Below are 23,579 nucleotides of genomic sequence, written 5' to 3' on the forward strand. Positions count from 1 at the left end.
TATTGGTTTTTTCGGCATGAAAAGCAGTCTTCCGGCTGCTTTTTCGGTTTACGCAACAGCGTTAGGTATGAATTCCAGCATAGTTGGCCGTTTTGAGATTGCTCCAGCTTAAATCCATTAAAATAGCGGTCTATTCAGGATAAAAAAAAGTCATGTCTATTTCAACTACGCAAGAAATTGTTACCGAACTTCGCGCCGGACGTATGGTAATCCTCGTCGATGAGGAAGATCGTGAAAATGAAGGCGATCTGGTACTTGCCGCAGACTTTGTAACGGCTGAGGCAATCAACTTCATGGCCAAATTCGGTCGTGGACTGGTGTGCCTGACGTTGACGGAAGAGCGTTGTGCGCAACTCGATTTGCCCATGATGACCGCCAATAACGGCACTTTTTACGGCACCAACTTTACGATGTCGATCGAGGCTGCCGAGGGCGTCACCACCGGTATTTCCGCGGCTGACCGTGCCAAGACCATTCAGGTCGCAGTCAGCAAGGGCGTCAAGCCGTCCGATATCGTGCAACCGGGGCATATTTTCCCGCTCAAGGCGCAAAAAGGCGGCGTATTGATGCGCGCCGGTCACACTGAGGCTGGCTGTGATTTCGCCGAGTTGGCGGGTTTGACGCCTGCCGCGGTGATTTGTGAAATCATGAATGACGATGGCACCATGGCGCGCTTGCCCGATTTGATCGAGTTTGCCCGCTTGCATGGATTGAAGATCGGCACGATTGCAGATCTGATTCACTACCGCAACCAGCACGAAAGCGTGATTGAACGGATTGCAGAGCGTTCGATGCAGACCATCCACGGCGAATTCAAGGCGATCGCTTACCGCGACAAACCCAGCGGCGCTGCCCATCTGGCTTTGGTGCACGGCAATATCACGCCGGACAGCGAAGCTTTAGTGCGGGTCCATCAGCCGGTTTCAGTCCTCGATTTTCTGGAAGTGCAAGTGACTACCCATTCGTGGAATCTGGCATCGGCAATGACTGCCATCCAAGCTTCCGAGTGCGGCGTGGTGGTATTGCTCAATTGCGAAGAATCGGCCGAGCAAATGTTTAGGCAGTTTGCGGCGCTGAATTCGCCCGAGGCCAGTCCGCGTCCGCGTGGCGCCAGTGTAGATTTGCGCAACTACGGCATCGGCGCACAGATATTGAAAGACGTCGGCGTGCGCAAGATGCGGCTCTTGTCGAGCCCGCGAAAAATGCCTTCAATGACTGGATTTGACCTGGAAGTAACCGGCTATCAGAATCACCCGTTGGATTAAGCACGCAGTCACGTTTTGCGAAGTTTCAATAATGCCATTAGTTAAAACGTAAATTAAAGCGTACTTGCGCACAAAGGAAAATCATGACTGTAGGAAAATTCGAATCGAATATGAATGGTGAAGGCTTGCGCATTGGTATCGTGCAGGCGCGCTTCAATCCGGATGTGTGCCATGGCTTGCTGTCGGCGTGCGTTTCAGAACTGCAACATCTCGGCGTGGCTCCTGAAGATATCCTGCATGTGAGTGTGCCGGGCGCGCTGGAAATTCCACTGGCCTTGCAAAAGATGGCGGACAGCCAGCAATTCGATGCGCTGGTGGCACTGGGCGCAGTCATTCGTGGCGAAACGTATCATTTTGAACTGGTTTCGAACGAGTCTGGCGCTGGCATCACCCGCGTCGGTCTGGATGCCGGCATCCCGATTGCCAATGCAGTGCTGACCACCGAAAACGACGAGCAAGCCGAAGTGCGCATGGCCGAAAAAGGCGTCGATGCGGCACGGGTTGCCGTCGAGATGGCGAATCTGGTGTTGGCATTGGAAGAATTAGCTGATTTGACCGATCTGCCCGAGCAGTAATGTTGGCGTGACAAACGAATGCATCCCGAGCCAGGTTCCAGCGAACTGTCGGGCTGCGGTATCTGTACTGCAACAAAATACGCACATGGCGCTGGCCATGGCGCGAGATAGACCTGAAATTTATGACCAACAAGACCCTCCATGCCAATCCGAGCAAAAGTCGCTCACCCCGTCACCGGGCGCGCGAATTCGCGTTGCAAGGCCTGTACCAATGGCTGCTCAATAACGAGGATGTCAACGCCATCGAAGCCCATATCCGCGAAGCGCATGGCTTCGACAAGGCGGACAAGGACCATTTCGACGCCTTGTTGTACGGCGCTATCAATGCCGCAGTGCCGTTGCGGGCCGAAATAGCCCCGTTGATTGACCGCACCATCAGTGAATTGTCGCCGATTGAACACGCGGTTTTGCTGATAGGCGCTTATGAATTGAAAAACCATCTTGAAATACCGTATCGCGTCGTCATCAACGAAGCGGTCGAGATAGCCAAATCTTTCGGCGGCATAGATGGTCACAAATATGTCAATGGCGTGCTAGATAAGTTGGCTGGCAAGATGCGCGAAGCCGAAGTCCAGGCTGGCCGCAAATAAGACAATATCGCTCTTTTCCTCCGGGAAAGAGTACAAAAAAACCGCCATATCGTGATGCGTTCTCGGTGCCAAAGTGCCGATGGCCGATCACCATGGCGGTTTTTCTTTTGGAAAGAATACCCATGTCATCGATTAACACCGCTGCGCGCTTGCAAAACATTGCACCATTTCACGTGATGGAAATCGCCAAAATGGCCGCCGCACTGGAGCGGGAAGGGCGTCACATCATCCATATGGGCATTGGCGAGCCGGATTTTACCGCACCGCCGGCAGTGATCGAAGCTGCTGCCCGGGCCATGCAGGACGGCCGGATGCAATACACCGCAGCCACCGGCTTGCCGCAACTGCGGGTTGCAATCTCGGATCATTATCGCCAGGTATATGGGCTGGAAGTGGCGCCGACACGCATCATCGTCACCGCCGGCGCATCGGCGGCGTTGTTGCTGGCTTGCGCCGCGCTGGTGGACAAGGGCGCGGAAATCCTGATGCCGGACCCATCCTATCCATGCAACCGCCATTTTGTCGCCGCCTTCGACGGTTGCCCGGTGATGATCCCGAGCAGTCCGGCGGAGCGTTTCCAGCTGTCGGACGCCATGGTGCAGATGCATTGGAACGATGCGACCCGCGGCGTGCTGCTGGCTTCGCCATCGAACCCGACCGGCACTTCGATTGCGCCGGAGGAATTGCAAAAGATTGTCGCAACCGTGCGCAGCAAGGGCGGCTTTACCATCGTGGACGAAATTTATCAGGGCTTGAGTTACGATGCCGCGCCGTTTTCGGCATTGTCGCTGGGCGACGATGTAATCGTGATCAACAGTTTTTCCAAGTATTTCAACATGACCGGCTGGCGTCTGGGCTGGCTGGTGGTGCCTGAGGCGCTGGTACCGCCGCTCGAAAAACTGGCGCAAAACCTGTTCATTTGTCCATCCACCATCGCGCAGCATGCGGCGCTGGCATGCTTTACGCCGGAATCGATTGCGATTTACGAGCAGCGCAAAGCCGAGTTCAAACGCCGCCGCGACTATATTGTGCCGGCCTTGCGCGCCCTGGGTTTTGTGGTGCCGGTGATGCCGGATGGGGCGTTTTATGTGTATGCAAATTGTTCGGCGTTGACTGACGACGCCGACCAGTTGACGATTGATATGCTGAATCAGGCCGGCGTGGTGCTGGTGCCCGGACTGGATTTTGGCGCGCATACGGCGCGCAGCTATATCCGTCTGTCGTACGCTACATCGATGGAGAATTTGCAGGAAGCAGTGCGCCGTCTGTCTGTATTTCTGGCTGGCAGAAAATGATATACTAGATATTGTATTTTTAATATACGCATGTATATATTGATGTAAGCCTATGTTTTTTAACTATACTCCTTGTTTTTGTGCGATATTTTAACGCCATAAAAATCTTGGCGGCAATAAAAAAGAGCCTCTCGTTACAGGGCTCTTTTTAATTGCGTTGGTCACGCTCTAGTTGGTTACGCTCTATAAAGCGGCAACCTGATCAGATGGGTTTTTCTGATTGTGCTTTGGCAAGTCATCTCTGGCGGTCGGCGGCAGTTCGGCAGGCTCGGCCTTTCTAACCATTATTGGCCGCGCGTGCGGTCTTGTTCTGGCCGTTACGTGTGATGAGACTTTCTTGCCCGTCGCAACTTCCTGCAGGTAGCGGTATTCGGACAGAACTTTGCTGCCGTAACCGGAATCAGTGGCGAATGCGGCCGCGCCGACATATTTCTTCAGGCCAGCTTCGACTGAGCCGCCCTGGACCACATATTCCTTCAGAATGCGCGAACCTACCTTGATGTTGGCTACCGGATTCAAGGCTGCTTCAACGCCGCCGTGTTTCTGGAATTTATCCTGATGAATCTTCGACATCACCTGCATCAGGCCTTGCGCGCCAACCGGACTTTCTGAGAGCGGATTGAAACGCGATTCAATAGCAATCACGGAAAGAATCAGCAAAGGGTCCAGCTTGAGCTCGTGCGCTACCTGATAAGAGGTCAATACCAGCTTGTGAATGGCGTCCCCGGCAACCCGGTAACGCTTGGAGAGCCAGTAGGTAACCCATTTTTGCTGCGTCGAAGTGGCGCCAGCAGCTTGCTGTTGCCGCTCGGCCTGGGTCGTTTCCTGTTGGGCCGCGCGAATTTCCGGGGCAGTGGCGGCTGCAGCGGTGTTTAGCACAATCGGCGTTTGCGGCGCTTCCGCATTTGCGTCATTTGCCGCATATTCTTCGGCGAATGGGGACAGCTCCTTGAGTTGGTCGGCTAACTCCGGCTTGACGAATATCAGGCTAACCAGGCCGATCGCAAGCAGGCCTAAAATCAATACTGCGCGGTGCGCGGTTACGACATAATTTTTAGCCGCTTCACGGGCAAAATTTGTCCATAAGGCAGACTGGCCCGCCGTTTTTTGGGCATAACTGTACATTGCCCTGTTAATCTGGGTAAACATGGAACCTCCTGAGCTGTCACGGCACGCACAGAATCTCGTTAATAGCGCATCAGATGCACAATCGCGAGAGACTTGTTACAAATATCGTGATTCAGAGACATCGTCTGTCGTCGCATGGTGCGCACGACAAACGCCGGAGTTGTTTGCTGCAGCTGGCTGCTCTGTGTGTCGGCAGGGTGTGGCAAACAACTTTTATCGGGGGCAAGGCAGACGCCTTTTGAAAACACTCCTTAAAATGTCATATGGGGCCCCGAACCCCGTGAAAATGAAAAAAGTTTTTTTTACGCAAGTTTTTTATGCTAGTAAAGAACGCTTTCTCATCAAGTTGGCGCATTGTAGAAGCGCGAATATATCAAGTCAATACTATAAAATTTAATTTCTATTACTTTTAAGTCTTAGTTTTATGCTGCTATGCAGCATAAACCCATTAAATCAACTACTTGGCAGTACTTTCTAAGACAATGAGATCACTTTTGAAAACACTGTAAAAAAATGAAATATTCAGATTTGCGGGATTTTATTTCTAAATTGCAACAAATTGACGAGTTAAAGCGTATTTCCACGCCGATTTCGCCGTATTTGGAGATGACCGAGGTGTGCGATCGCACTTTGCGTGCCGGTGGACCGGCGTTATTGTTCGAGCGGCCGGTCGGGCATAGCATGCCGGTGCTGGGGAATCTGTTCGGCACGCCGCGTCGCGTTGCGCTCGGCATGGGAGCCGACGATGTCAGCCAATTGCGCAAGATCGGCCATGTATTGGCGAGCCTGAAAGAGCCGGAACCGCCGAAAGGCTTCAAGGATATTCTGGGCCTGGGTTCGCTGGTCAAAGCGGTCTGGGATATGGCACCGAAAGAATTGCGCGGCGCGCCTTGCCATGACATCGTGTGGGAAGGTAATGATGTCGATCTGGCCAGGCTGCCGATTCAATACTGCTGGCCGGGCGATGCAGCGCCATTGATTACCTGGGGTCTGGTGATTACCAAGGGGCCGCACAAGAAGCGCCAGAATCTCGGCATTTACCGCCAGCAGGTGATCGGCCGCAACAAGGTGATCATGCGCTGGCTCGCGCATCGGGGCGGCGCGCTGGATTTTCGCGAACATGCGATTGCCAGCAAGGGTCAGCCGTATCCGATTGCAGTCGCGCTCGGCGCCGACCCGGCCACCATACTGGGCGCAGTCACGCCGGTTCCGGACAGTTTGTCCGAATACCAGTTCGCCGGTTTGCTGCGCGGCAGCCGCACCGAGTTGGTAAAAGCCATCGGCAGCGAATTGCGGGTGCCGGCCTCGGCCGAAATCGTGCTGGAAGGGCATATCTACCCGGATGAGTCGCATCCAAGCGGTTACGAACATGCGCTGGAAGGACCGTTTGGCGACCATACCGGTTATTACAACGAACAGGATTCGTTTCCGGTATTTACCATTGACCGCATCACGATGCGGCGCGATCCGATTTACCACTCGACTTATACCGGCAAGCCGCCGGACGAACCGGCGGTGCTGGGCGTGGCGTTGAATGAGGTATTCATTCCGTTGTTGCAAAAGCAGTTTGGCGAAATCACCGATTTTTATTTGCCGCCTGAAGGGTGCAGCTACCGGATGGCGATAGTGCAAATGAAGAAGTCGTATGCCGGCCATGCCAAGCGGGTGATGTTCGGGGTTTGGAGCTTCCTGCGCCAGTTCATGTATACCAAGTTCATCGTGGTGGTGGATGAGGATGTGAATATCCGCGACTGGAAGGAAGTGATCTGGGCTATCACGACCCGGGTTGATCCGTTGCGCGACACCACGTTGGTCGATAACACGCCGATCGATTATCTGGATTTCGCTTCGCCGGTCAGCGGTCTGGGTTCCAAGATGGGGATCGATGCCACCAATAAATGGCCGGGTGAGACCAGTCGCGAGTGGGGCACCACGATCCAGATGACGCCCGAGGTCAAGGCACGCATTGATACCCTCTGGCAAGAACTGGGAATCTAAAAACACAATGCTGTAGAGGCCGATAAGTCGAGTATAATTCGCCTCGGCGGGCCCCTGCGCATTGTGGCATGGCTAACCTGGTCAGGTCGGGAACGAAGCAGCCACGGCCATTACCTGCAAGTGCCGCAGATCAGGCTCGCCTTTGTTTTTCTCCAGATTTCCCCAGTTCTCCCCCATCTTCGGTATTCCCCAGTCATTTTTAAACCGGCCAGGCGCGCTCCAATATTGCTGTCTGCGGGCTGGCAGTTGCCAGCGTGCCATAGACTCGGCCGGATTCGGTATCGATTCTGCTGGCGATGAAGGCTTCGGCAATCGACGCTGGCGCATGGCGCAGCATCAATACGCCTTGCGCGATCAGCACCAGGCGCTGGGCAAAGCGGCGTGCCTGCGCTTCGCGTTGCTCCGGCGGCAGCATTAGGTCGCCGCGCAAGGCTTGCATCATGCGCTGCAGTCCGGGGTGGCCCGCAGCGGTTTCTTGCAAGTTGTCCAGCAGCAGCTGGAACCCTTCCGCTTCGCGTTCGATCGCGCGCAATACGTCCAGGCACATCACATTGCCGGAACCTTCCCAGATCGAATTGACCGGTGCTTCGCGATACATGCGCGCCATCGGCCCGCTTTCCACGTAGCCGTTGCCGCCCCAGACTTCCATGCATTCGCCGGTGAATTCCAGGGTGCGCTTGCAGATCCAGAACTTGGCGGCAGGCGTCATGATGCGCTGCCACGCGCGTTGCAACTGTGGCTGATCTTGAGACCGATCTTTAAACTGGTCGCAAGCGCCGGCCAATTGCAGCATCAGCAAGGTTGCGGCCTCGCTTTCCAGCGCCAGATCGGCCAGCACATTGCGCATCAGCGGCTGTGCTGCCAGTGGGCGACCGAATGCGCTGCGATAGCGGGCGTGGTGCGCGGCCTGCACGAACGCCTGGCGCATCAGTGCGGCGCTGCCGATCACGCAATCGAGCCGAGTGCTGTTGGCCATTTCGATGATGGTGGGAATGCCGCGTCCTTCTTCCCCGATCATGATGCCGTAGGCATCCTGGAACTCGACTTCGGCGCTGGAGTTGGAACGGTTGCCCAGCTTGTCTTTCAGGCGCTGGATCAGCACGGTGTTCTTGCTGCCGTCCGGCCGCCAGCGCGGCACGAAGAAACAGGACAGGCCCGGATCGGTGCGTGCCAGCACCAGATGGGCATCGCACATCGGCGCCGAGAAAAACCACTTGTGGCCGGTCAGCGCATAGTCGGCCCCGCGTCCAATGCCGGACAGCGGGCGCGCCAGCGTGGTGTTGCTGCGCACGTCCGAGCCGCCTTGCTTTTCGGTCATGCCCATGCCGATCAGAATCGAGTGCTTGTGCGCCAGCGGCAGATCGCGCGCATCGTGCTGACTGGAAAACAGCTTGGCCTGCAACGTGGCAAAAAGCGCGGCTTCGTTGCGGAGCACCGGGATCGCGGCAAAAGTCATGGTGGTCGGGCATAACGAGCCGGATTCAACTTGCGCATGCAGGAAATAACCGGCTGCGCGCGCTACCTGCGCTCCCGGCCGCGGTTGCATCCACGGCAGCGCATGCAGGTTTTCCTTGCGCAGCAGGGCCAGCAGTGCATGCCAGCTCGGGTGAAATTCAACCACATCGATGCGCTGTCCGTTGCGGTCATGCGTGTGCAATTCGGGCGCATGCCGGTTGGCCAGTTCGCCCAGTTCCAATATCGCCGGGCTACCCAGTTCAGCGCCGAACTGCGTCAGCGCCTGGGTGTGCCAGGCCGCCTGCTCGCGCTGTACGCCTTCAGCCAGTGCAATATCGGTCGCAAACAGGTTGTAGTCTTGCAGTTGCGGCACTTGATTGGTGATTTCGTGGGTTTGCCATTGCATGATGCACACCTTTTTTCATTTCGAGGTTAATCGTCAGAATAGATCTTTCATGCAGGATTTGCCAAGGTTTCGCTAAGGTCTGGCTAATACATTGCGATACATACCATCGGTTGACCGGCATTACTTTAAGTAAGTATTATCGACAGCTGCCTTTATAGATTGATTATTTCCTATGCGTTTGACTTTCAAGTATTTACTGATTACTGCCGGTGTCGTGGTGCTTGGCGCGGGCGCTGCCTATTACGTCATGGTTCCTGACAGGAAACCGGTCGTGCCCAAGGCGCGTAATGCGGCCCAGAGCGTGAAGACGGTGGTAGCCGAGCAGAAATCGATGCCGATCACGATCACGCTCAACGGCTATGTGGTGGCCATCAATACGGTCGATGTGCGTCCACAAATTCAGAATGTGGTGCGCGCGATTCACGTGGTTGAAGGACAGGAAGTGCGCGCCGGTCAGTTATTGCTGACTCTCGATGGGCGCAGCGATGCCTCCATTGTTGCCAAGGCGCAGGCGCAACTGGCCAAAGACCGCGCAGATCTGGTGGATGCGGAAAGCACGCTCCAGCGCAACCAGGATTTACTAGCCAAAAAATTTGTCTCGCAGGCGGTGGTCGATACCGTGCGCAGCCGGGTTGATGCGGCGCGCAGCGTGATGCGCGCCGATCAGGCCAGCATCGAATCCAGCAGCATCGCACTCGGTTATAACAAGATTGCCGCCAGCATTAGCGGGCGGATCGGCGCCATCAATGTACACGCGGGTAGCTTGGCGCAACCGAGCGCCACGCCGATGCTGACCATCTCGCAGCTTGATCCTATTGCTGTCAGCTTTTCTGTGCCGGAGCGCGAGCTAGCTAATATCATCACGACTTATCCCAAGCTGGATGCGCCGGTGCTGGTGCAACTGCCAGGCAACCAGACGATTGAAGGCAAGTTGTCTTTCGTCGACAATGCTGCGGATGCCGCCACCGGTACGATACGGATGAAGGCGCAGTTCGCCAATCCGCAAAAACGGCTGTGGCCGGGTTCGTTCGTGAATGTCCGGCTGATTTCGCGCACTTTGCCGGCAGCAGTGGTGGTGCCGGCGCAGGCAATCATCACCGGCCCCACTGAACAGTTTGTTTATGTGGTGCAGCCTGACCATACCGTGAAATCCCGCAAGGTCAGCATTGTGACTATCGAGGATGGGCAGGCGGCTGTGTCCGGCCTGGCAGCCGGACAGCGCGTGGTGCTGGAAGGCGCGCAAGACCTGCGTCCCGGCGCGACAGTCAAGGAAGTTCAGCCCGATATCCCGGCGCTCCCAGCGCCCCCGGCGGCGGACAATGCCAAGCCACAACAGAAAAATCCATCGTGAATATTTCGGAATTATGTATCCGCAGGCCGATCATGACGGTCTTGCTGTCGGTGGCGCTGGTGGTTGTCGGCTTGTTCTCCTACAACAAATTACCGATTGCAGCATTACCCAGCTATAACACGCCGATCATCAATGTCAGCGGCTCCTTGCCGGGGGCCAGTCCGGAAATCATGGCAGCATCGGTCGCGACGCCGCTGGAGAAACAGTTTTCCACCATCGCCGGCCTGGCTACCATCAGTTCCAGCAACACCCTGGGCAGCACCTCGATCACGCTGGAATTTACGCCCGACCGGGATATCGATGCCGCTGCCGTGGATGTGCAGGCTGCCTTGCTGCGCGCACAACGCGGCCTGCCGGCCGAAATGACTTCATTGCCCTCCTACCGCAAGGTCAATCCGGCCGACGCGCCTGTCCTCCTGTTGGCGCTGACATCGCCGTCCATTTCGCTGGCCGATCTGGATGATTATGCGGAAAACCTGATTTCTCCTACGCTGTCGACCATCGATGGCGTGGCGCAGGTGTCGGTGTATGGCCAGCGGCGTTACGCGGTGCGGGTGCAGGTCAAGCCGGACCAGTTGGCGGCGCGCAACATGACGATGGATGAACTCGCCACCGTCTTGCGCGCGGCCAATGCGAATAGTCCGGTTGGCGTGCTGGATGGAGCGCGCCAGAGCCTGACCCTGCAGGCGAATCCACAATTGCGCAATGCAGACGCCTTCGCCGACCTGGTCATCAGCAGCAAGGATGGGGCTACGGTAAGGCTCAAGGATGTCGCGGATGTGGTTGACAGTGTCGAATCGACCAAGAATGGAAGCTGGTCGAATGGGCAGCCGGCCATCGTGCTGGCGGTATTGCGCCAGCCGAATGCGAATACGGTGGCGGTGGTGGATGCGGTGAAGGCGACCTTGCCGAAATTCCAGTCGCAGATGCCGGCGTCTATCGATGTGCGGATACTGAACGACCGCGCGACTTCGATCCGGGAAGCGATTCACGACGTGAAATTCACCTTGTTGCTGACCATTTTCCTGGTCGTGATGGTGATTTTTCTGTTCCTCAAGCGTTTGTCGGCCACCATGATCCCGGTGGTTACGCTGCCGATTTCGCTGATTGGCTGTTTCGGCCTGATGTACTGGCTCGGATATAGCCTGGACAATATTTCGCTGCTTGGCATCACCATCGCCGTCGGTCTGGTGGTCGATGACGCGATCGTGATGCTGGAAAATATCGTGCGCTACGTGGAGCAAGGCATGGAACCGCTGCCGGCCGCCCTGAAAGGCTCGCGCGAGATGGTGTTTACGATTATCTCGATCTCGATTTCGCTGGTGGCCGTATTCATTCCGATTTTCTTCATGCCGGGCGTGATCGGCCAGATGTTCCACGAGTTTGCGGTGGTGGTGTCGCTGGCGGTGCTGGTGTCGGCGCTGGTGTCGCTGTCGCTGGTGCCGATGCTGTGCAGCCGTTTCCTGCGCCACGAGACGCATGAAAACGATAGCTGGCTCAGCCGCAACTTCGAACAAGGCTTCCAGACGGTGGTCCGAGGTTATACCCGTATTCTGGATTGGTGTCTGGGCCACAGCAGGACGGTGTTGCTGGCGGCGCTGTCCACCTTTGCCCTGACTGCGGTGTTGTTCATCGAGATACCGAAAGGCTTTTTCCCAAGCGAAGACATCGGCCAGATCAGCGCCTCGATTGAGGGACCGCAGGATATCTCTTATCCGGCGATGGCGGGGCTGGTCCAGCAGGTGGCGGCGATCGTTGGGAACGATTCGAACGTGGAGAGCGTCATGGCCCGCGCCAGAAGCGGCAACAGCGGCAACATGTTCATCGGCCTCAAACCAAAGGCGCAACGCCAGTCGATGGATGCGGTGCTGGAGCAACTGCGGCGCAAGACCAATAGCATTCCCGGCCTGTCGGTGTATTTGAGCCCGGTGCAGAATTTGCGCCTGGGCGGAAAATCCAGCAAGAGTCGCTATCAATATGTACTGCAAAGCGTGCGCGCCGATGAACTCAACGATTGGTCGGATCAGTTGCAAGCCAAAATGCGGGCCGATCCGATCTTCCGTGATGTCACCAGCGATTCCCAATTGAAGGGCTTGCAGGCGCAGCTGGATATCGACCGCGATCGCGCCAATACGGCCGGAGTCCAGGTCGAGGATATCCGCACCGCGCTCTACAGTGCCTATGGAGAACGCCAGGTCTCGACCATTTTTACCAGCAGCAACAGCTTTCAGGTGATCCTGCAGGGTGCCGATAGCGGCAGTCAGGACGAGACGGATTTGCATAAAATCCATGTGCGTAGTGCAAATGGCACTCTGGTGCCCTTGATGAGCATTGCCAGCGTGCGCCGCACGGTCGGGCCGGTGGAGGTGAATCACCAGGGACAGTTGCAGGCTATTACCATCTCGTTCAATCTGGCGGCCGATGTGCCCTTGGGCGACGCCAGCACAAAAATCGATCAGTTCAAGAGCGCATTGGGCATGCCGGCCAGCGTGATTACTTCGTATGCCGGCGATGCCGCCGCTTTCCAGTCGTCGCAGGGCAGCCAGGTCGCACTGTTGTTGCTGGCGGTGATCGTGATCTACATCCTGCTCGGCGTGCTGTACGAGAGTTATATCCATCCGCTGACGATCCTGGCCGGTCTGCCTTCGGCCGCGATTGGCGCGTTGCTCACCTTGCGTCTGTTCGGTTTCGAGCTGACATTGATCGCCACCATCGGCATCCTGATGCTGATCGGCATCGTCAAGAAGAACGCCATCATGATGATCGATTTCGCGCTGGCAGCGCAGCGCAACCAGGGCATGACGCCGTTTGATGCGATCCGTAGTGCTTGCCTGCTGCGTTTCCGGCCGATCATGATGACCACGCTGGCGGCTCTGATGGGCGCATTGCCGATTGCGCTTGGGTTGGGGGCAGGGGCCGAATTGCGCCAGCCGCTGGGCTTGGCAATCGTCGGCGGCTTGATCTTTTCGCAGGCGATCACGCTTTTCATTACGCCGGTGATTTACCTGTTCCTGGACCGTTTCAGCGGCAGCGGTCCTTTGCAAATCGCACCGGAACTGATGCCGGATGACGTTGTACATACCGCTTGAGCTTGGTGAATTATAATAATTGGCGGGGTATGCCGATAAATGCATGTATTACCGCAATATAAATTGCGGGATTTTAAAATACATAATGCAGTATATTTTGTGCTGTAGAGCGGCAATAATGCGGCTCCGGCTGCCTGCTACATCTTGTGTTGTAGGAGCGAGCACAATCCGGCTTGCGGCGGCGCTTATATTATTTGCTGCTCCATAAGGTAAAATCACGCCATGTCATATCAAGTCCTCGCCCGCAAATACCGCCCCAAAAACTTCGAAACCCTCGTCGGGCAAGAGCACGTGGTGCGCGCATTGACGCATGCGCTGGAACAAAAGCGCCTGCATCACGCGTATCTGTTTACCGGCACCCGCGGCGTGGGCAAGACCACGCTGTCGCGGATTCTGGCCAAAGCCCTGAATTGTATCGGTGCCGATGGCAAGGGCGACATCACCGCCCAGCCCTGCGGCGTGTGCGAAGCCTGCACCGCCATCGATGCCGGGCGCTTCATCGATTACATCGAGATGGACGCCGCGTCCAACCGCGGCGTCGACGAAATGGCGCAATTGCTGGAGCAGGCGGTGTACGCGCCGTCCAATGCGCGCTTCAAGGTCTACATGATCGATGAAGTCCACATGCTCACCAATACCGCCTTCAATTCGATGCTGAAGACGCTGGAAGAGCCGCCCGAGCACGTCAAGTTCATTCTTGCCACCACGGATCCGCAAAAAATCCCGGTCACGGTGTTGTCGCGCTGCCTGCAATTCAACCTCAAGCAAATGCCGCCGGGCCACATCGTCAGTCATCTGGAAAATATTCTGGGACAGGAACAGATTCCATTCGAGTTGCCCGCGCTGCGTCTGCTGGCGCAAGGCGCGCAAGGTTCGATGCGCGACGGCTTGTCGCTGACCGATCAGGCGATTGCCTACGCGGCCGGAAAAATTACGCTGGAAGCAGTGCAGGGCATGCTGGGCGCGCTCGACCAGTCGTTCCTGATTCGCCTGCTCGATGCGCTGGCGGTCGAGGATGGCGCGGGTTTGCTGGCAGTTGCCGATGAAATGGCAGCGCGCAGCTTGTCGTATAACGGCGCGCTGCAGGATTTGGGCACTTTGCTGCATCGCATTGCGCTGGCGCAAACCGTGCCGCAAGCGCTGCCGCACGATTTGCCGGAGCGCGACGACGTGCTGCGTCTGGCCGCCTTGTTCGACGCCGAAGAAGTGCAACTTTTCTACCAGATCGCCGTGCATGGCCGCAATGAACTGGGACTGGCACCGGATGAATATGCAGGATTTTCGATGACGCTGCTGCGCATGCTGGCGTTTCGTCCCGGCGTCGGCGTCGGCGGCACGCAAGCAGCAGCGCCAGTGTCAACACCGGTGCGGCAGCCTATCAGCAGAGCAGCATCAGGCGTGGCCGCCGCAGCAGCGAGTGCAGTCGCCAGTCCCGCTCCGGCGGTAGCACAGGTTCCAGTAAAAACCGGCATCAGCCCGGCAATGGCCGCCTTGCATGCGGCACGTGCCGGGAGCAAATCCACCTCCGCCGCAAACCGATCCAGGCCAAGCGCGCCTGCCAGCGCCAGCAACACCAGCAGCAGCATCAGTGCGCCACCACCTTGGGACGAGGACGAATCGTTGTCCCGAGTTGCACCATCCACATCCGGCTTTCCTGACGCGGCGGCTCAAAAAAAAACTGAATCGTTCGCGCAACCCGTATCTCCAGCCGTTGCCGTAACAGCGTTGGAGCCGCCACCGGCTGTGATTTTGGCACCCGTACCGGAGCCGGCACCGATACTGGAATTTCATCCATTGCCAGCCTTGGGCTGGGACGGCGACTGGCCTTTGCTGGCAGCAGCTTTACCGATTCGCGGCGTGGTGCAGCAATTGGCCTTGCAAAGCGAGTTGGGCCAGGCGGCAAGCGATGACGACGGTGCTGTATTGCATTTGCGGGTGCCGATGGCAACCCTGCTGTCTTCCGGCAGTGTCGATAAACTCACCGCTGCATTGAACGCCCATTTCGGTCAGTCGCTGCGTATCACAACCGAAATCGGCGCGGTGATCCATACCGCCAGCGCCCAGGCCAAAGCCGCACAAGCCCAGCGCCAGCGCGAAGCGGAAGCAACGATTCAGAACGATCCTTTCGTGCAAACCCTGATGCGCGAATTCGGCGCCACCGTCGTACCGGGATCGATCAAACCCCTTTTATTAAAAACGCAAGGAGAGTAACCATGATGAAGAACCAACTGGCAGGCTTGATGAAGCAAGCGCAGGCGATGCAGGACAACATGAAAAAAGCCCAGGACCAATTGGCCCTGATCGAAGTCGAAGGCCAATCCGGCGCTGGCCTGGTGAAAGTCGTGATGACTTGCAAGAATGACGTCAAACGCGTCACCATCGATCCATCCCTGTTGGGCGATGACAAAGACATGCTGGAAGACTTGGTGGCAGCTGCATTCAACGATGCGGCGCGCAAGGCCGAAGCCACTTCCGCAGAAAAAATGGGCGGACTGACCGCCGGCATGCAGATGCCTCCCGGCTTCCAATTGCCGTTCTGACGGCCATGGCGAAAATTCCACCTGACTGCATGAAAATGCTTTGGTTGCCCTCTCTCCCAACCCCTCTCCCGCAAGCGGGAGAGGGGAGCGAAGTGAGTCGCTGCGCGGCTTTTACGTTAAAGCGGTGAAAACACCTTCCAGCCTGAGTTTGCTGACTGAAGCGTTGCGCCGCTTGCCCGGCATCGGGCCGAAATCGGCGCAGCGCATGGCCTATCACTTGCTGCAACACGACCGCGACGGTGCGGCGATGCTGGGCCGGGCGCTGTTCCAGGCGGTGGAAAACATCCATCACTGCAGCCTGTGCAACACTTTCACCGAACACACTGTGTGCGAAATGTGTCTGGATGAAGCGCGCGACAAATCGCTGCTGTGCGTGGTCGAGACGCCCGCCGATCAACTGATGATCGAACAGACATTGACCTTCAAAGGCCGTTATTTCGTGCTAATGGGGCGGCTTTCGCCGCTGGACGGCATCGGCCCGAAAGACATCCACCTCGAAAAACTGATCACCCGCGCCACCGACGGCATCGTCACTGAAGTGGTGCTGGCCACCAATTTCACCAACGAGGGCGAAGCCACCGCGCATTACATCAGCGAAATGCTGAAAGCGCGCGGCCTGAAAGTCAGCCGCCTGGCGCGCGGCGTACCGGTCGGCGGCGAACTGGAATACGTCGATGCCGGCACCATCGCCCGCGCCATGCTGGACCGCCGCGCAACCTGAGCGTTGCGGCGTACTCAAGGAAATACACCTGTCTGAGACAGATGCTGTCTTCCCGTACTGCTGCAGCGCATCAAAAATATCGATACAAGCTGGGTTATGATTAGAGTGAAATTTTTCCATAAGGAAACGTTCACGCCACACAGGAGACGGCATTATGAGCAAGGTTTATTTCAAGAAATTGGGTAGCGCGCTGGGACTTTTTTTGTTCGGGCTGACCGCTGTTAATGGTTCACTATTGGCGCAGACGATTGAGAAGCCGAAGGTTTCAATCGCCGTCGGCGGCAAAAACCTGTTTTATTACCTGCCGCTGACCGTTGCCGAGCAACTCGGTTACTTCAAGGATGAAGGCTTGCAAGTCGAAATCAGCGATTTCGCCGGCGGCTCCAAAGCCTTGCAGGCGCTGGTAGGCGGCAGCGCCGATGTAGTTTCCGGCGCCTATGAACACACCATCAGCATGCAAGCCAAGGGACAGCCGATCACCGCATTCGTCCTGCAGGGACGCGCACCACAAATCGTGATGGTGGTCAGCAACAAGACCATGCCGAATTACCGCTCGGTGGCGGATTTGAAAGGCAAGAAAATCGGTGTTTCCGCACCCGGTTCATCGACCAACATGATGGCCAACTTCGTGCTGGCAAAAGGCGGCCTGAAGCCATCCGATGTGTCTTTCATCGGCGTCGGCACCTCGGCTGGCGCCTTGTCGGCGATGCGTTCCGGCCAGATCGATGCGATGGCCAATCTGGACCCGGTGATCACGATGCTGGAGCAGAAAAAAGAAGTCAGGGTAATCGCCGACACCCGCACCCTGAAGGACACCAATGCCGTTTTCGGCGGTCCGATGCCGGCCGCTACCCTGTATACATCGGAAGCCTTCCTGCAAAAATATCCGCATACCGCGCAAGCGCTGACCAATGCGATGGTGCGCTCACTGAAGTGGCTGCAAAAGGCCGCACCGTCTGACCTTATCAAGGTGGTGCCGGAAAGCTATCTGCTGGGCGACCGTGCGCTGTATATCGATGCTTTCACCAAGGTACGCGAGGCGCTATCGCCGGATGGCACTTTCCCGGCTGCCGGCCCGAAAACTGCGCTGGCTACCTTGCAAGCCTTCCAGCCTGAACTGGCTGGCAAAAAAATCGATCTTGCCAAGACCTACACCAATGAATTTGTAAAGAAGGCTAACGCCAAATACAAATGATCTTCGGCGCTTCCGGCGCAAGCCGGAAGCGCCAACCTCCCTCGCAATCCGTATGACAATGGATTCCGGCTTGCCGGAATGAACCTCCATGACACCAGCACTTTCCCTGGATAATATTTCCTGTACCTTCATCTCGAAACAGGACCGTTCGCAGCGCTATACGGCAGTGGCCGATACGCAACTCCATATCGCACCCGGCGAATTCGTGTCCGTGGTCGGCCCGACCGGCTGCGGCAAATCGACCTTGCTCAATGTCGGCGCCGGCTTGCTGGAGCCTTCCAGCGGCAGCGTCAAGGTTTTCGGCGAACCGCTGCACGGCATCAATCGCCGCGCCGGCTACATGTTTCAGGCCGATGCCCTGATGCCCTGGCGCAGTGCAATCGACAACGTGATTGCCGGACTGCAGTTTCGCGGCATGGAAGACCAAGCGGCCAAAGCACTGGGCGAAGAATGGCTGGTGCGGGTCGGCTTGCAAGGCTTTGGCGACCGTTATCCGCATCAGTTGTCGGGCGGCATGCGCAAGCGCGTCGCACTGGCACAAACCCTGATCCTCGACCCGGACATCATCCTGATGGACGAACCGTTCTCCGCACTGGATATCCAGACCCGCCAATTGATGGAAAACGAGGTGCTGGAACTCTGGAATGCCAAGAAAAAAGCGGTGCTGTTCATCACCCACGATCTGGACGAAGCGATTTCCATGTCGGACCGCGTGATCGTGCTATCGGCCGGCCCGGCCACCCATCCCATCGGTGAATTCATCATCGATCTGCCGCGCCCGCGCGACGTGGCGGAAATTCGCATGCATCCACGCTTTGTCGAACTGCATGCGCAAATCTGGTCGGTCTTGCGCGATGAAGTGCTCAAGGGCTATCAACAACAAAACAAGGCAGCCTGATCATGTGGCAATTATTGAAACCGAATCACAACAATCTGCGGGCCTGGCAAGTGCTGGTACTGGTCGTATTTCTGGCCGGCTGGCAGATTGCAACGCGCGACCCGCAAACCGCCTTCTTCTTCGGCGAACCGCTGATCGTCATGCAGCGCATCTGGCAGTGGTTTACCGTCGGCAGCGGCAGCCTGGAGGTCGGCATTGGCGACAGTACCTGGTTCACCCTGCATTTCCCGGCTGAAATCTATTCGCACCTGCTGGTGACGCTGACCGAAACCTTGCTGGCCTTTGGCATCGGCACCTTATTAGGGCTGGGCGCCGGCTTGTGGCTGGCCCTGTCCCCATTGACCTCCGCCATATTGGACCCGTACATCAAGGCCGCGAACTCGATGCCGCGCGTCATTTTGGCGCCGATCTTTGCGATGTGGTTCGGCCTGGGCATCTGGTCGAAGGTGGCGCTGGCGGTGACGCTGGTGTTTTTCATCGTGTTCTTCAATGTGTACCAGGGCGTCAAGGAAGTCAGCCCGATCATCCTGGCAAACGCGAAGATGCTGGGCGCCAACGGCAAGCAGTTGCTGCGCAGCGTGTATCTGCCGTCGGCAACCTCGTGGGTGTTTTCCAGTCTGCATACTTCGGTCGGGCTGGCGTTCGTCGGCGCGATTGTCGGCGAATACCTCGGCTCCGCGCGCGGCGTCGGCTATCTGATCCTACAGGCCGAAGGGAGTTTTGACATCAACACCGTATTTGCCGGGATCGTGGTGCTGACCGTGTTTGCGCTGATACTCGATACTGCGGTCGGCCTGATAGAAAAACGCCTGATGAAATGGCAGCCGAAAAGCGGCGAAACCGAAAAAATATGAGTCATTGACCAAGCACGAATTTTGCAGAACTTACCAAAAAAAGCGGCCGTTTGGCCGCTTTTTTGTCGCTGCAAGGTGAAACTTAGCGCAGCGCTTCGATCATCTGTTCCAGCTTGACCGAATCGGCGCAGAACTGGCGGATGCCTTCGGCCAGCTTTTCGGTCGCCATCGCATCGTCGTTGAGCATGTTGCGGAAGGTTTTTTGATCCAGCACCAGTTTTGCAATCTCAGCGTTTTTTGCTTGTTCCGGATGTAATGTGCGGCTGATTGGGCCGTCTGTGTCGGTCAGCTTTTGCAGCAATTCCGGGCTGATGGTGAGCAAGTCGCAACCGGCCAGCGCAAGTATCTGCGAAGTATTGCGAAAGCTCGCGCCCATGATTTCGGTGGCGTGGCCGAATTTGCGGTAATAGGTGTAGATGCGCTTGACCGATTGCACGCCGGGATCGAGTTCGCCGCTGTATTCCTGCCCGGTCGATTTCTTGTACCAGTCATAGATGCGGCCGACGAAGGGCGAGATCAGTTGTGCGCCGGCGTCGGCGCAGGCGACAGCTTGCGGCAATGCGAACAGCAGCGTCATGTTGCAACGGATGCCTTCCTGCTCCAGCACTTCGGCGGCGCGGATGCCTTCCCAGGTGGATGCGATCTTGATCAGGATGCGTTCGCGCGCAATTCCGGCTGCCTCGTATAGCGCAATCAGCGCGCGCCCTTTGGCGATCGAGCCCACGGTGTCGAACGACAGGCGGGCGTCGGTTTCAGTGGAAACGCGGCCTGGAATGATGTTCAGAATTTCAAGCCCGAACGAGACCAGCAGGCGGTCGATGATATCGGCAGTCGGTTTGCCGCGATGCTGCTGGACCGCCTGTTCCAGCAAATGCCGGTATTCTTCCTTTTGCACCGCTTTCAGGATCAGCGACGGATTGGTGGTGGCGTCACGCGGCGTGAATGCTTTCATGCTCTGAAAGTCGCCGGTATCGGCGACGACGGTGGTGTACTGTTTGAGTTGTTCCAGTTGATTCATGGTGAGCATGTCCGTGTGATGTAGTGCGATAAGTTAATCGGCTTATTGTAGCCGCATCGCTGCGCCGCACGCTTGGCCGATCCGCTAAAATACGTGCATTCCAACTGAAGACAACTGATATGGCAACTCCGATGACGCAAGATGAACTGAAGCAGGCAGTGGCGCGGGCCGCAATCGAATACGTGGTCGAGGGTGAAATCGTCGGAGTCGGCACTGGTTCCACCGCCAATTTCTTCATCGACGAACTGGCAAAAATCAAAAACAAAATCAAGGGCGCGGTCGCGTCTTCCGAAGCCACCGCCCAGCGTCTGCGTGCGCACGGAATAACCGTGCTGGACTTGAATCAGGTCGCATCGATGCCGGTGTATATCGACGGCGCCGATGAGATTACGCAGTTTGGCGCAATGATCAAGGGCGGCGGTGCGGCGCTGACGCGCGAGAAAATCGTCGCATCGGTGGCCGACAAGTTCATCTGCATCGCCGATGGTTCCAAGCTGGTCGATGTGCTGGGAAATTTCCCGCTGCCGGTCGAAGTGATTCCGATGGCGCAAGCGGTGGTGGCGCGCAAGCTGGCGCTACTTGGCGGCGAACCGCGCCTGCGCCTGAAGAATGGCGTGCCGCTTCACACCGATAATGGCAACGTGATCATCGACATGATTGGCCTGCAGATTTTGAACCCGGTTGAGATGGAAGCCGTTATCAATAACATCGTCGGCGTGGTAACGGTCGGCTTGTTCGCCAAACAAGGTGCGAATGTGTGTCTGCTCGGTACTTCCGAAGGCGTTAAGAGATTAGTTTTTTGACGGAGTATAGGTAAAAACAAGGCATTCTCCGCATATTTATATGCGGATGTAAAAAATACCAAACGTAGTATTTTAATTATTCAATGAGAGTGAAGAGTCGCCTCATTCTTTTTCGTCAGGACGCATCACCGTGCCACATGATCCCATCGCAATAAGCTGGACCAATCCTCGCAACATTCCTTTGGCGGAGGGAAAAATATTGCTTTTTCTCATTCGCGTGGTCGACGCTGCCGGGACGCAATATAGCTATATCGGGCAAACCAAACAAGGCGCGAAGGGATTGCAGGAATACGTCAAGGACGTCAAGAAAATTTTTGCCGCGAAGCCGCGCAAAGCCACGCTCGGCAAAGGGAAATACCGGGCGGTGCATCTGGCGCTGGCCAAGGCTTGCGAGCATGGCTGGCCGGTCGAGTTTTACCCATTGGAAAATGTCGGCATCGCACTGCTGGAAAAAGTCGAGCAGAAACGCATGGCCGAGCTGGAATGCAACCTGAACGCCGGTCGCAACTGGCTGGTCGAGGATTACAACAACTTGTCGATTGCAGATTTGTTGGCGTAATCCGGTAACCAGTCCGCACACATAAAAATAGCCCGCTGGTGCAAATCAGCGGGCTATTTTTATTGCGAAGCGGTAATTTTTACTCCGTCGGCGGTACATATCCGGCCGCTGCATCGGCACCTTCGCCAAAGAAATATTTTTCCATCTGCGTGGCCAGATATTTACGGGCCCGCAAATCGGCCAGGTTCAGGCGGTTTTCGTTGACCAGCATGGTCTGGTGCTTGAGCCAGCCGGCCCAGGATTCTTTCGATACGTTTTCGTAAATCTTTTTACCGAGTTCGCCCGGATACGGTGGAAAATCGAGTCCTTCGGCTTCCTTGTTCAGTTTGATGCAGTGAATCATGCGTGCCATTGTGTTCTCCTTGGGTGCCATTCTGGTGTGAATGGCGTTGTTTAACAGAAGTCGCGTAGCGGCTCATTTAGCTCCCCTCTCCCGCTTGCGGGAGAGGGGTTGGGGGAGAGGGTGGCCTTGGCCGTTAGAGATTCTTAATCAAAACCAGCGATTTGCGCTGCCAGTTATACATGTGTTGCCGGTCTTTTGGCAGTGCATCGACGCTGGCCCGGATAAAGCCGCGTTTCAGGAACCAGTGCGCGGTGCGCGTGGTGAGCACAAACAGTTTGCTGAAGCCGGCCAAGCGCGCGCGTTTTTCCATGTGTTTAAGAAGGCGTTCGCCGTCGCCCTGGGCTTGAACGTCCGGATTGACTGTCAGGCACGCCATTTCTGCCATTTTTTCCGAATGGAATGGATACAGCGCCGCGCAACCGAAAATCACGCCATCGTGTTCGATCACCGAGAAATAATCGATTTCGCGTTCGAGCAGTTCGCGTCCTCGTTTGACCAGGGTGCCGTCGGCTTCCAGCGGCTCGATCAACTTCAGGATGCCGCCGACGTCTTCAATCGTCGCTTCGCGCAGGCTTTCCAGGTTTTCATAACTGATCATGGTGCCCACGCCGTCATGCGTAAACAATTCCAGCAGGGCCGAGCCGTCCAGCTCGAACGGCACTATATGGACACGTGGAATGCCGCTTCGGGAGGCGCTGACGCAGTTTTTTAAATAAAACGCGGTATCGTCGTGCAAATATCCGGCGTTGAGTACGGAATCGGCCTGGGCCGAGGACAATTCGCGTATTGCGACTCCGGCACTGTCCAGCATCATCGGTGTTTCGGTAATGAAAATCAGCTTTTCGGCCCGCAACGCGATGGCGGCGGCAACGGCAACATCTTCCATCGTCAGGTTGAACGCTTCGCCGGTGGGCGAAAAACCCAGCGGCGACAACAGTACCAGACTGCCGGCATTGAGGATTTGGTCGATAGTTTCGTAAGCAATCTTGCGGGTTTGTCCGGTCAGTTGCAAGTCGATTCCATCGACGATGCCGAGTGGGCGCGCGGTGACGAAATTGCCCGAAATGATGGTGATCGCAGCGTGCGCCATCGGCGTATTCGGCAAACCCTGGCTAAATGCGGCTTCGATGTCGAGCCGCAATTCGCCTGCGGCTTCTTTCGCACATTCCAGCGCGGCCGTGTCGGTGATGCGCACACCGTTGTGAAAAAAGCCCTCGACATTGCGCAGCGCCAACTGTTCCGCCACTTGCGGGCGCGAGCCGTGCACGATCACGATTTTGATGCCGAGCGCATGCAGTAGCGACAAATCCTGCGCCAGCACCGGCAGCGCGCCAGCCTTGACCAGCTCGCCCGGGAAGGCGACCACAAAGGTCTTGCCACGAAACGCATGAATGTAGGGAGCGACAGAACGTAGCCACTGGACGAATTGAAGTGAATTTTCCATGGGCGCATTATAATTCGGCACGCTCTATTTCGTGCCTGTGTCTCTTAAAATC

20 protein-coding genes and 1 other RNA gene are annotated in these 23,579 nt (G+C 56.6%); 16 read left to right on the forward strand and 5 right to left on the reverse strand.

The features are described from left to right. The first annotated feature begins 152 nt into the window (after positions 1-152). From ribBA to KGFNPO_RS04315, 4 genes are all read left to right on the forward strand, one after another. Positions 153-1,265: a bifunctional 3,4-dihydroxy-2-butanone-4-phosphate synthase/GTP cyclohydrolase II gene (gene ribBA / locus KGFNPO_RS04300; protein WP_472633258.1), complete on the forward strand. Its 1,113-nt coding sequence runs from the start codon at positions 153-155 to the stop codon at positions 1,263-1,265. Positions 1,266-1,348: 83 nt separating this feature from the next. Next, on the forward strand, positions 1,349-1,840 hold the full coding sequence (ribH, locus tag KGFNPO_RS04305) for a 6,7-dimethyl-8-ribityllumazine synthase (RefSeq protein WP_472633259.1): 492 nt from the start codon (positions 1,349-1,351) through the stop codon (positions 1,838-1,840). Between the two features lie 122 nt (positions 1,841-1,962). Continuing rightward, entirely contained in the window at positions 1,963-2,430 is a 468-nt protein-coding gene (nusB, locus tag KGFNPO_RS04310; protein ID WP_472633260.1) for a transcription antitermination factor NusB, read from the forward strand. 122 nt (positions 2,431-2,552) lie between these two features. After that, positions 2,553-3,725 (forward strand): pyridoxal phosphate-dependent aminotransferase, encoded by a 1,173-nt coding sequence (locus tag KGFNPO_RS04315; protein ID WP_472633261.1) that lies wholly within the window; start codon positions 2,553-2,555, stop codon positions 3,723-3,725. Between the two features lie 183 nt (positions 3,726-3,908). Here the strand turns inward: KGFNPO_RS04315 and KGFNPO_RS04320 are convergent, their stop codons facing one another. Beyond that, positions 3,909-4,874 carry a transglycosylase SLT domain-containing protein gene (locus KGFNPO_RS04320; protein ID WP_472633262.1) on the reverse strand — a complete coding sequence of 322 codons (966 nt, stop codon included), beginning with the start codon at positions 4,872-4,874 and terminating at the stop codon, positions 3,909-3,911. A 492-nt stretch (positions 4,875-5,366) separates the two neighbouring features. Between KGFNPO_RS04320 and ubiD the strand changes: the two genes are divergently transcribed. Next, positions 5,367-6,851 (forward strand): 4-hydroxy-3-polyprenylbenzoate decarboxylase, encoded by a 1,485-nt coding sequence (ubiD, locus tag KGFNPO_RS04325; protein WP_472633263.1) that lies wholly within the window; start codon positions 5,367-5,369, stop codon positions 6,849-6,851. A gap of 45 nt (positions 6,852-6,896) precedes the next feature. After that, positions 6,897-6,995, forward strand: an RNA gene (ffs, locus tag KGFNPO_RS04330) — signal recognition particle sRNA small type. A 55-nt stretch (positions 6,996-7,050) separates the two neighbouring features. Here the strand turns inward: ffs and KGFNPO_RS04335 are convergent. Further along, positions 7,051-8,712, reverse strand: coding sequence for an isovaleryl-CoA dehydrogenase (locus tag KGFNPO_RS04335; protein ID WP_472633264.1), 1,662 nt, complete (start codon positions 8,710-8,712; stop codon positions 7,051-7,053). Positions 8,713-8,884: 172 nt separating this feature from the next. Between KGFNPO_RS04335 and KGFNPO_RS04340 the strand changes: the two genes are divergently transcribed. The 8 genes from KGFNPO_RS04340 to KGFNPO_RS04375 all read left to right on the forward strand — a co-directional run bounded on the left by KGFNPO_RS04340 (position 8,885) and on the right by KGFNPO_RS04375 (position 19,360). Then, positions 8,885-10,063, forward strand: a complete 1,179-nt coding sequence (locus tag KGFNPO_RS04340; protein WP_472633265.1) for an efflux RND transporter periplasmic adaptor subunit — start codon at positions 8,885-8,887, stop codon at positions 10,061-10,063. Then, entirely contained in the window at positions 10,060-13,152 is a 3,093-nt protein-coding gene (locus KGFNPO_RS04345; RefSeq protein ID WP_472633266.1) for an efflux RND transporter permease subunit, read from the forward strand. The genes KGFNPO_RS04340 and KGFNPO_RS04345 overlap by 4 nt, the downstream gene beginning before the upstream one ends. Before the next feature lie 222 nt (positions 13,153-13,374). Continuing rightward, a complete protein-coding gene (gene dnaX, locus KGFNPO_RS04350; RefSeq protein WP_472633267.1) occupies positions 13,375-15,363 on the forward strand; it encodes a DNA polymerase III subunit gamma/tau in 1,989 nt (662 codons plus the stop codon). A 2-nt stretch (positions 15,364-15,365) separates the two neighbouring features. Next, positions 15,366-15,692 carry a YbaB/EbfC family nucleoid-associated protein gene (locus KGFNPO_RS04355; protein ID WP_472633268.1) on the forward strand — a complete coding sequence of 109 codons (327 nt, stop codon included), beginning with the start codon at positions 15,366-15,368 and terminating at the stop codon, positions 15,690-15,692. A gap of 124 nt (positions 15,693-15,816) precedes the next feature. Further along, the gene (gene recR / locus KGFNPO_RS04360) at positions 15,817-16,413 is read left to right on the forward strand and encodes a recombination mediator RecR (protein ID WP_472633269.1); all 597 of its coding nucleotides are present in this window, start codon (positions 15,817-15,819) and stop codon (positions 16,411-16,413) included. Between the two features lie 154 nt (positions 16,414-16,567). Next, on the forward strand, positions 16,568-17,608 hold the full coding sequence (locus KGFNPO_RS04365) for an ABC transporter substrate-binding protein (protein WP_472633270.1): 1,041 nt from the start codon (positions 16,568-16,570) through the stop codon (positions 17,606-17,608). A gap of 88 nt (positions 17,609-17,696) precedes the next feature. Continuing rightward, the gene (locus tag KGFNPO_RS04370) at positions 17,697-18,506 is read left to right on the forward strand and encodes an ABC transporter ATP-binding protein (protein ID WP_472633271.1); all 810 of its coding nucleotides are present in this window, start codon (positions 17,697-17,699) and stop codon (positions 18,504-18,506) included. 2 nt (positions 18,507-18,508) lie between these two features. Beyond that, positions 18,509-19,360, forward strand: a complete 852-nt coding sequence (locus tag KGFNPO_RS04375; RefSeq protein ID WP_472633272.1) for an ABC transporter permease — start codon at positions 18,509-18,511, stop codon at positions 19,358-19,360. An 82-nt stretch (positions 19,361-19,442) separates the two neighbouring features. Here the strand turns inward: KGFNPO_RS04375 and tal are convergent, their stop codons facing one another. Continuing rightward, positions 19,443-20,378 carry a transaldolase gene (tal, locus tag KGFNPO_RS04380; protein ID WP_472633273.1) on the reverse strand — a complete coding sequence of 312 codons (936 nt, stop codon included), beginning with the start codon at positions 20,376-20,378 and terminating at the stop codon, positions 19,443-19,445. 131 nt (positions 20,379-20,509) lie between these two features. Here tal and rpiA point away from each other — a divergent pair, with 131 nt between their 5' ends. Together rpiA and KGFNPO_RS04390 are read left to right on the forward strand one after the other, a co-directional pair. Beyond that, positions 20,510-21,181: a ribose-5-phosphate isomerase RpiA gene (rpiA, locus tag KGFNPO_RS04385; protein ID WP_472634385.1), complete on the forward strand. Its 672-nt coding sequence runs from the start codon at positions 20,510-20,512 to the stop codon at positions 21,179-21,181. 199 nt (positions 21,182-21,380) lie between these two features. Then, positions 21,381-21,740: a hypothetical protein gene (locus KGFNPO_RS04390; RefSeq protein ID WP_472633274.1), complete on the forward strand. Its 360-nt coding sequence runs from the start codon at positions 21,381-21,383 to the stop codon at positions 21,738-21,740. A gap of 79 nt (positions 21,741-21,819) precedes the next feature. On the opposite strand, the gene KGFNPO_RS04395 is transcribed toward KGFNPO_RS04390, so the two are convergent. Next, positions 21,820-22,092, reverse strand: coding sequence for an oxidative damage protection protein (locus tag KGFNPO_RS04395; protein WP_472633275.1), 273 nt, complete (start codon positions 22,090-22,092; stop codon positions 21,820-21,822). A gap of 124 nt (positions 22,093-22,216) precedes the next feature. Next, the gene (gene argA, locus KGFNPO_RS04400; protein ID WP_472633276.1) at positions 22,217-23,527 is read right to left on the reverse strand and encodes an amino-acid N-acetyltransferase; all 1,311 of its coding nucleotides are present in this window, start codon (positions 23,525-23,527) and stop codon (positions 22,217-22,219) included. Between the last annotated feature and the right edge of the window lie 52 nt (positions 23,528-23,579).

This window comes from Gelidimonas diazotrophica, from assembly GCF_055694025.1.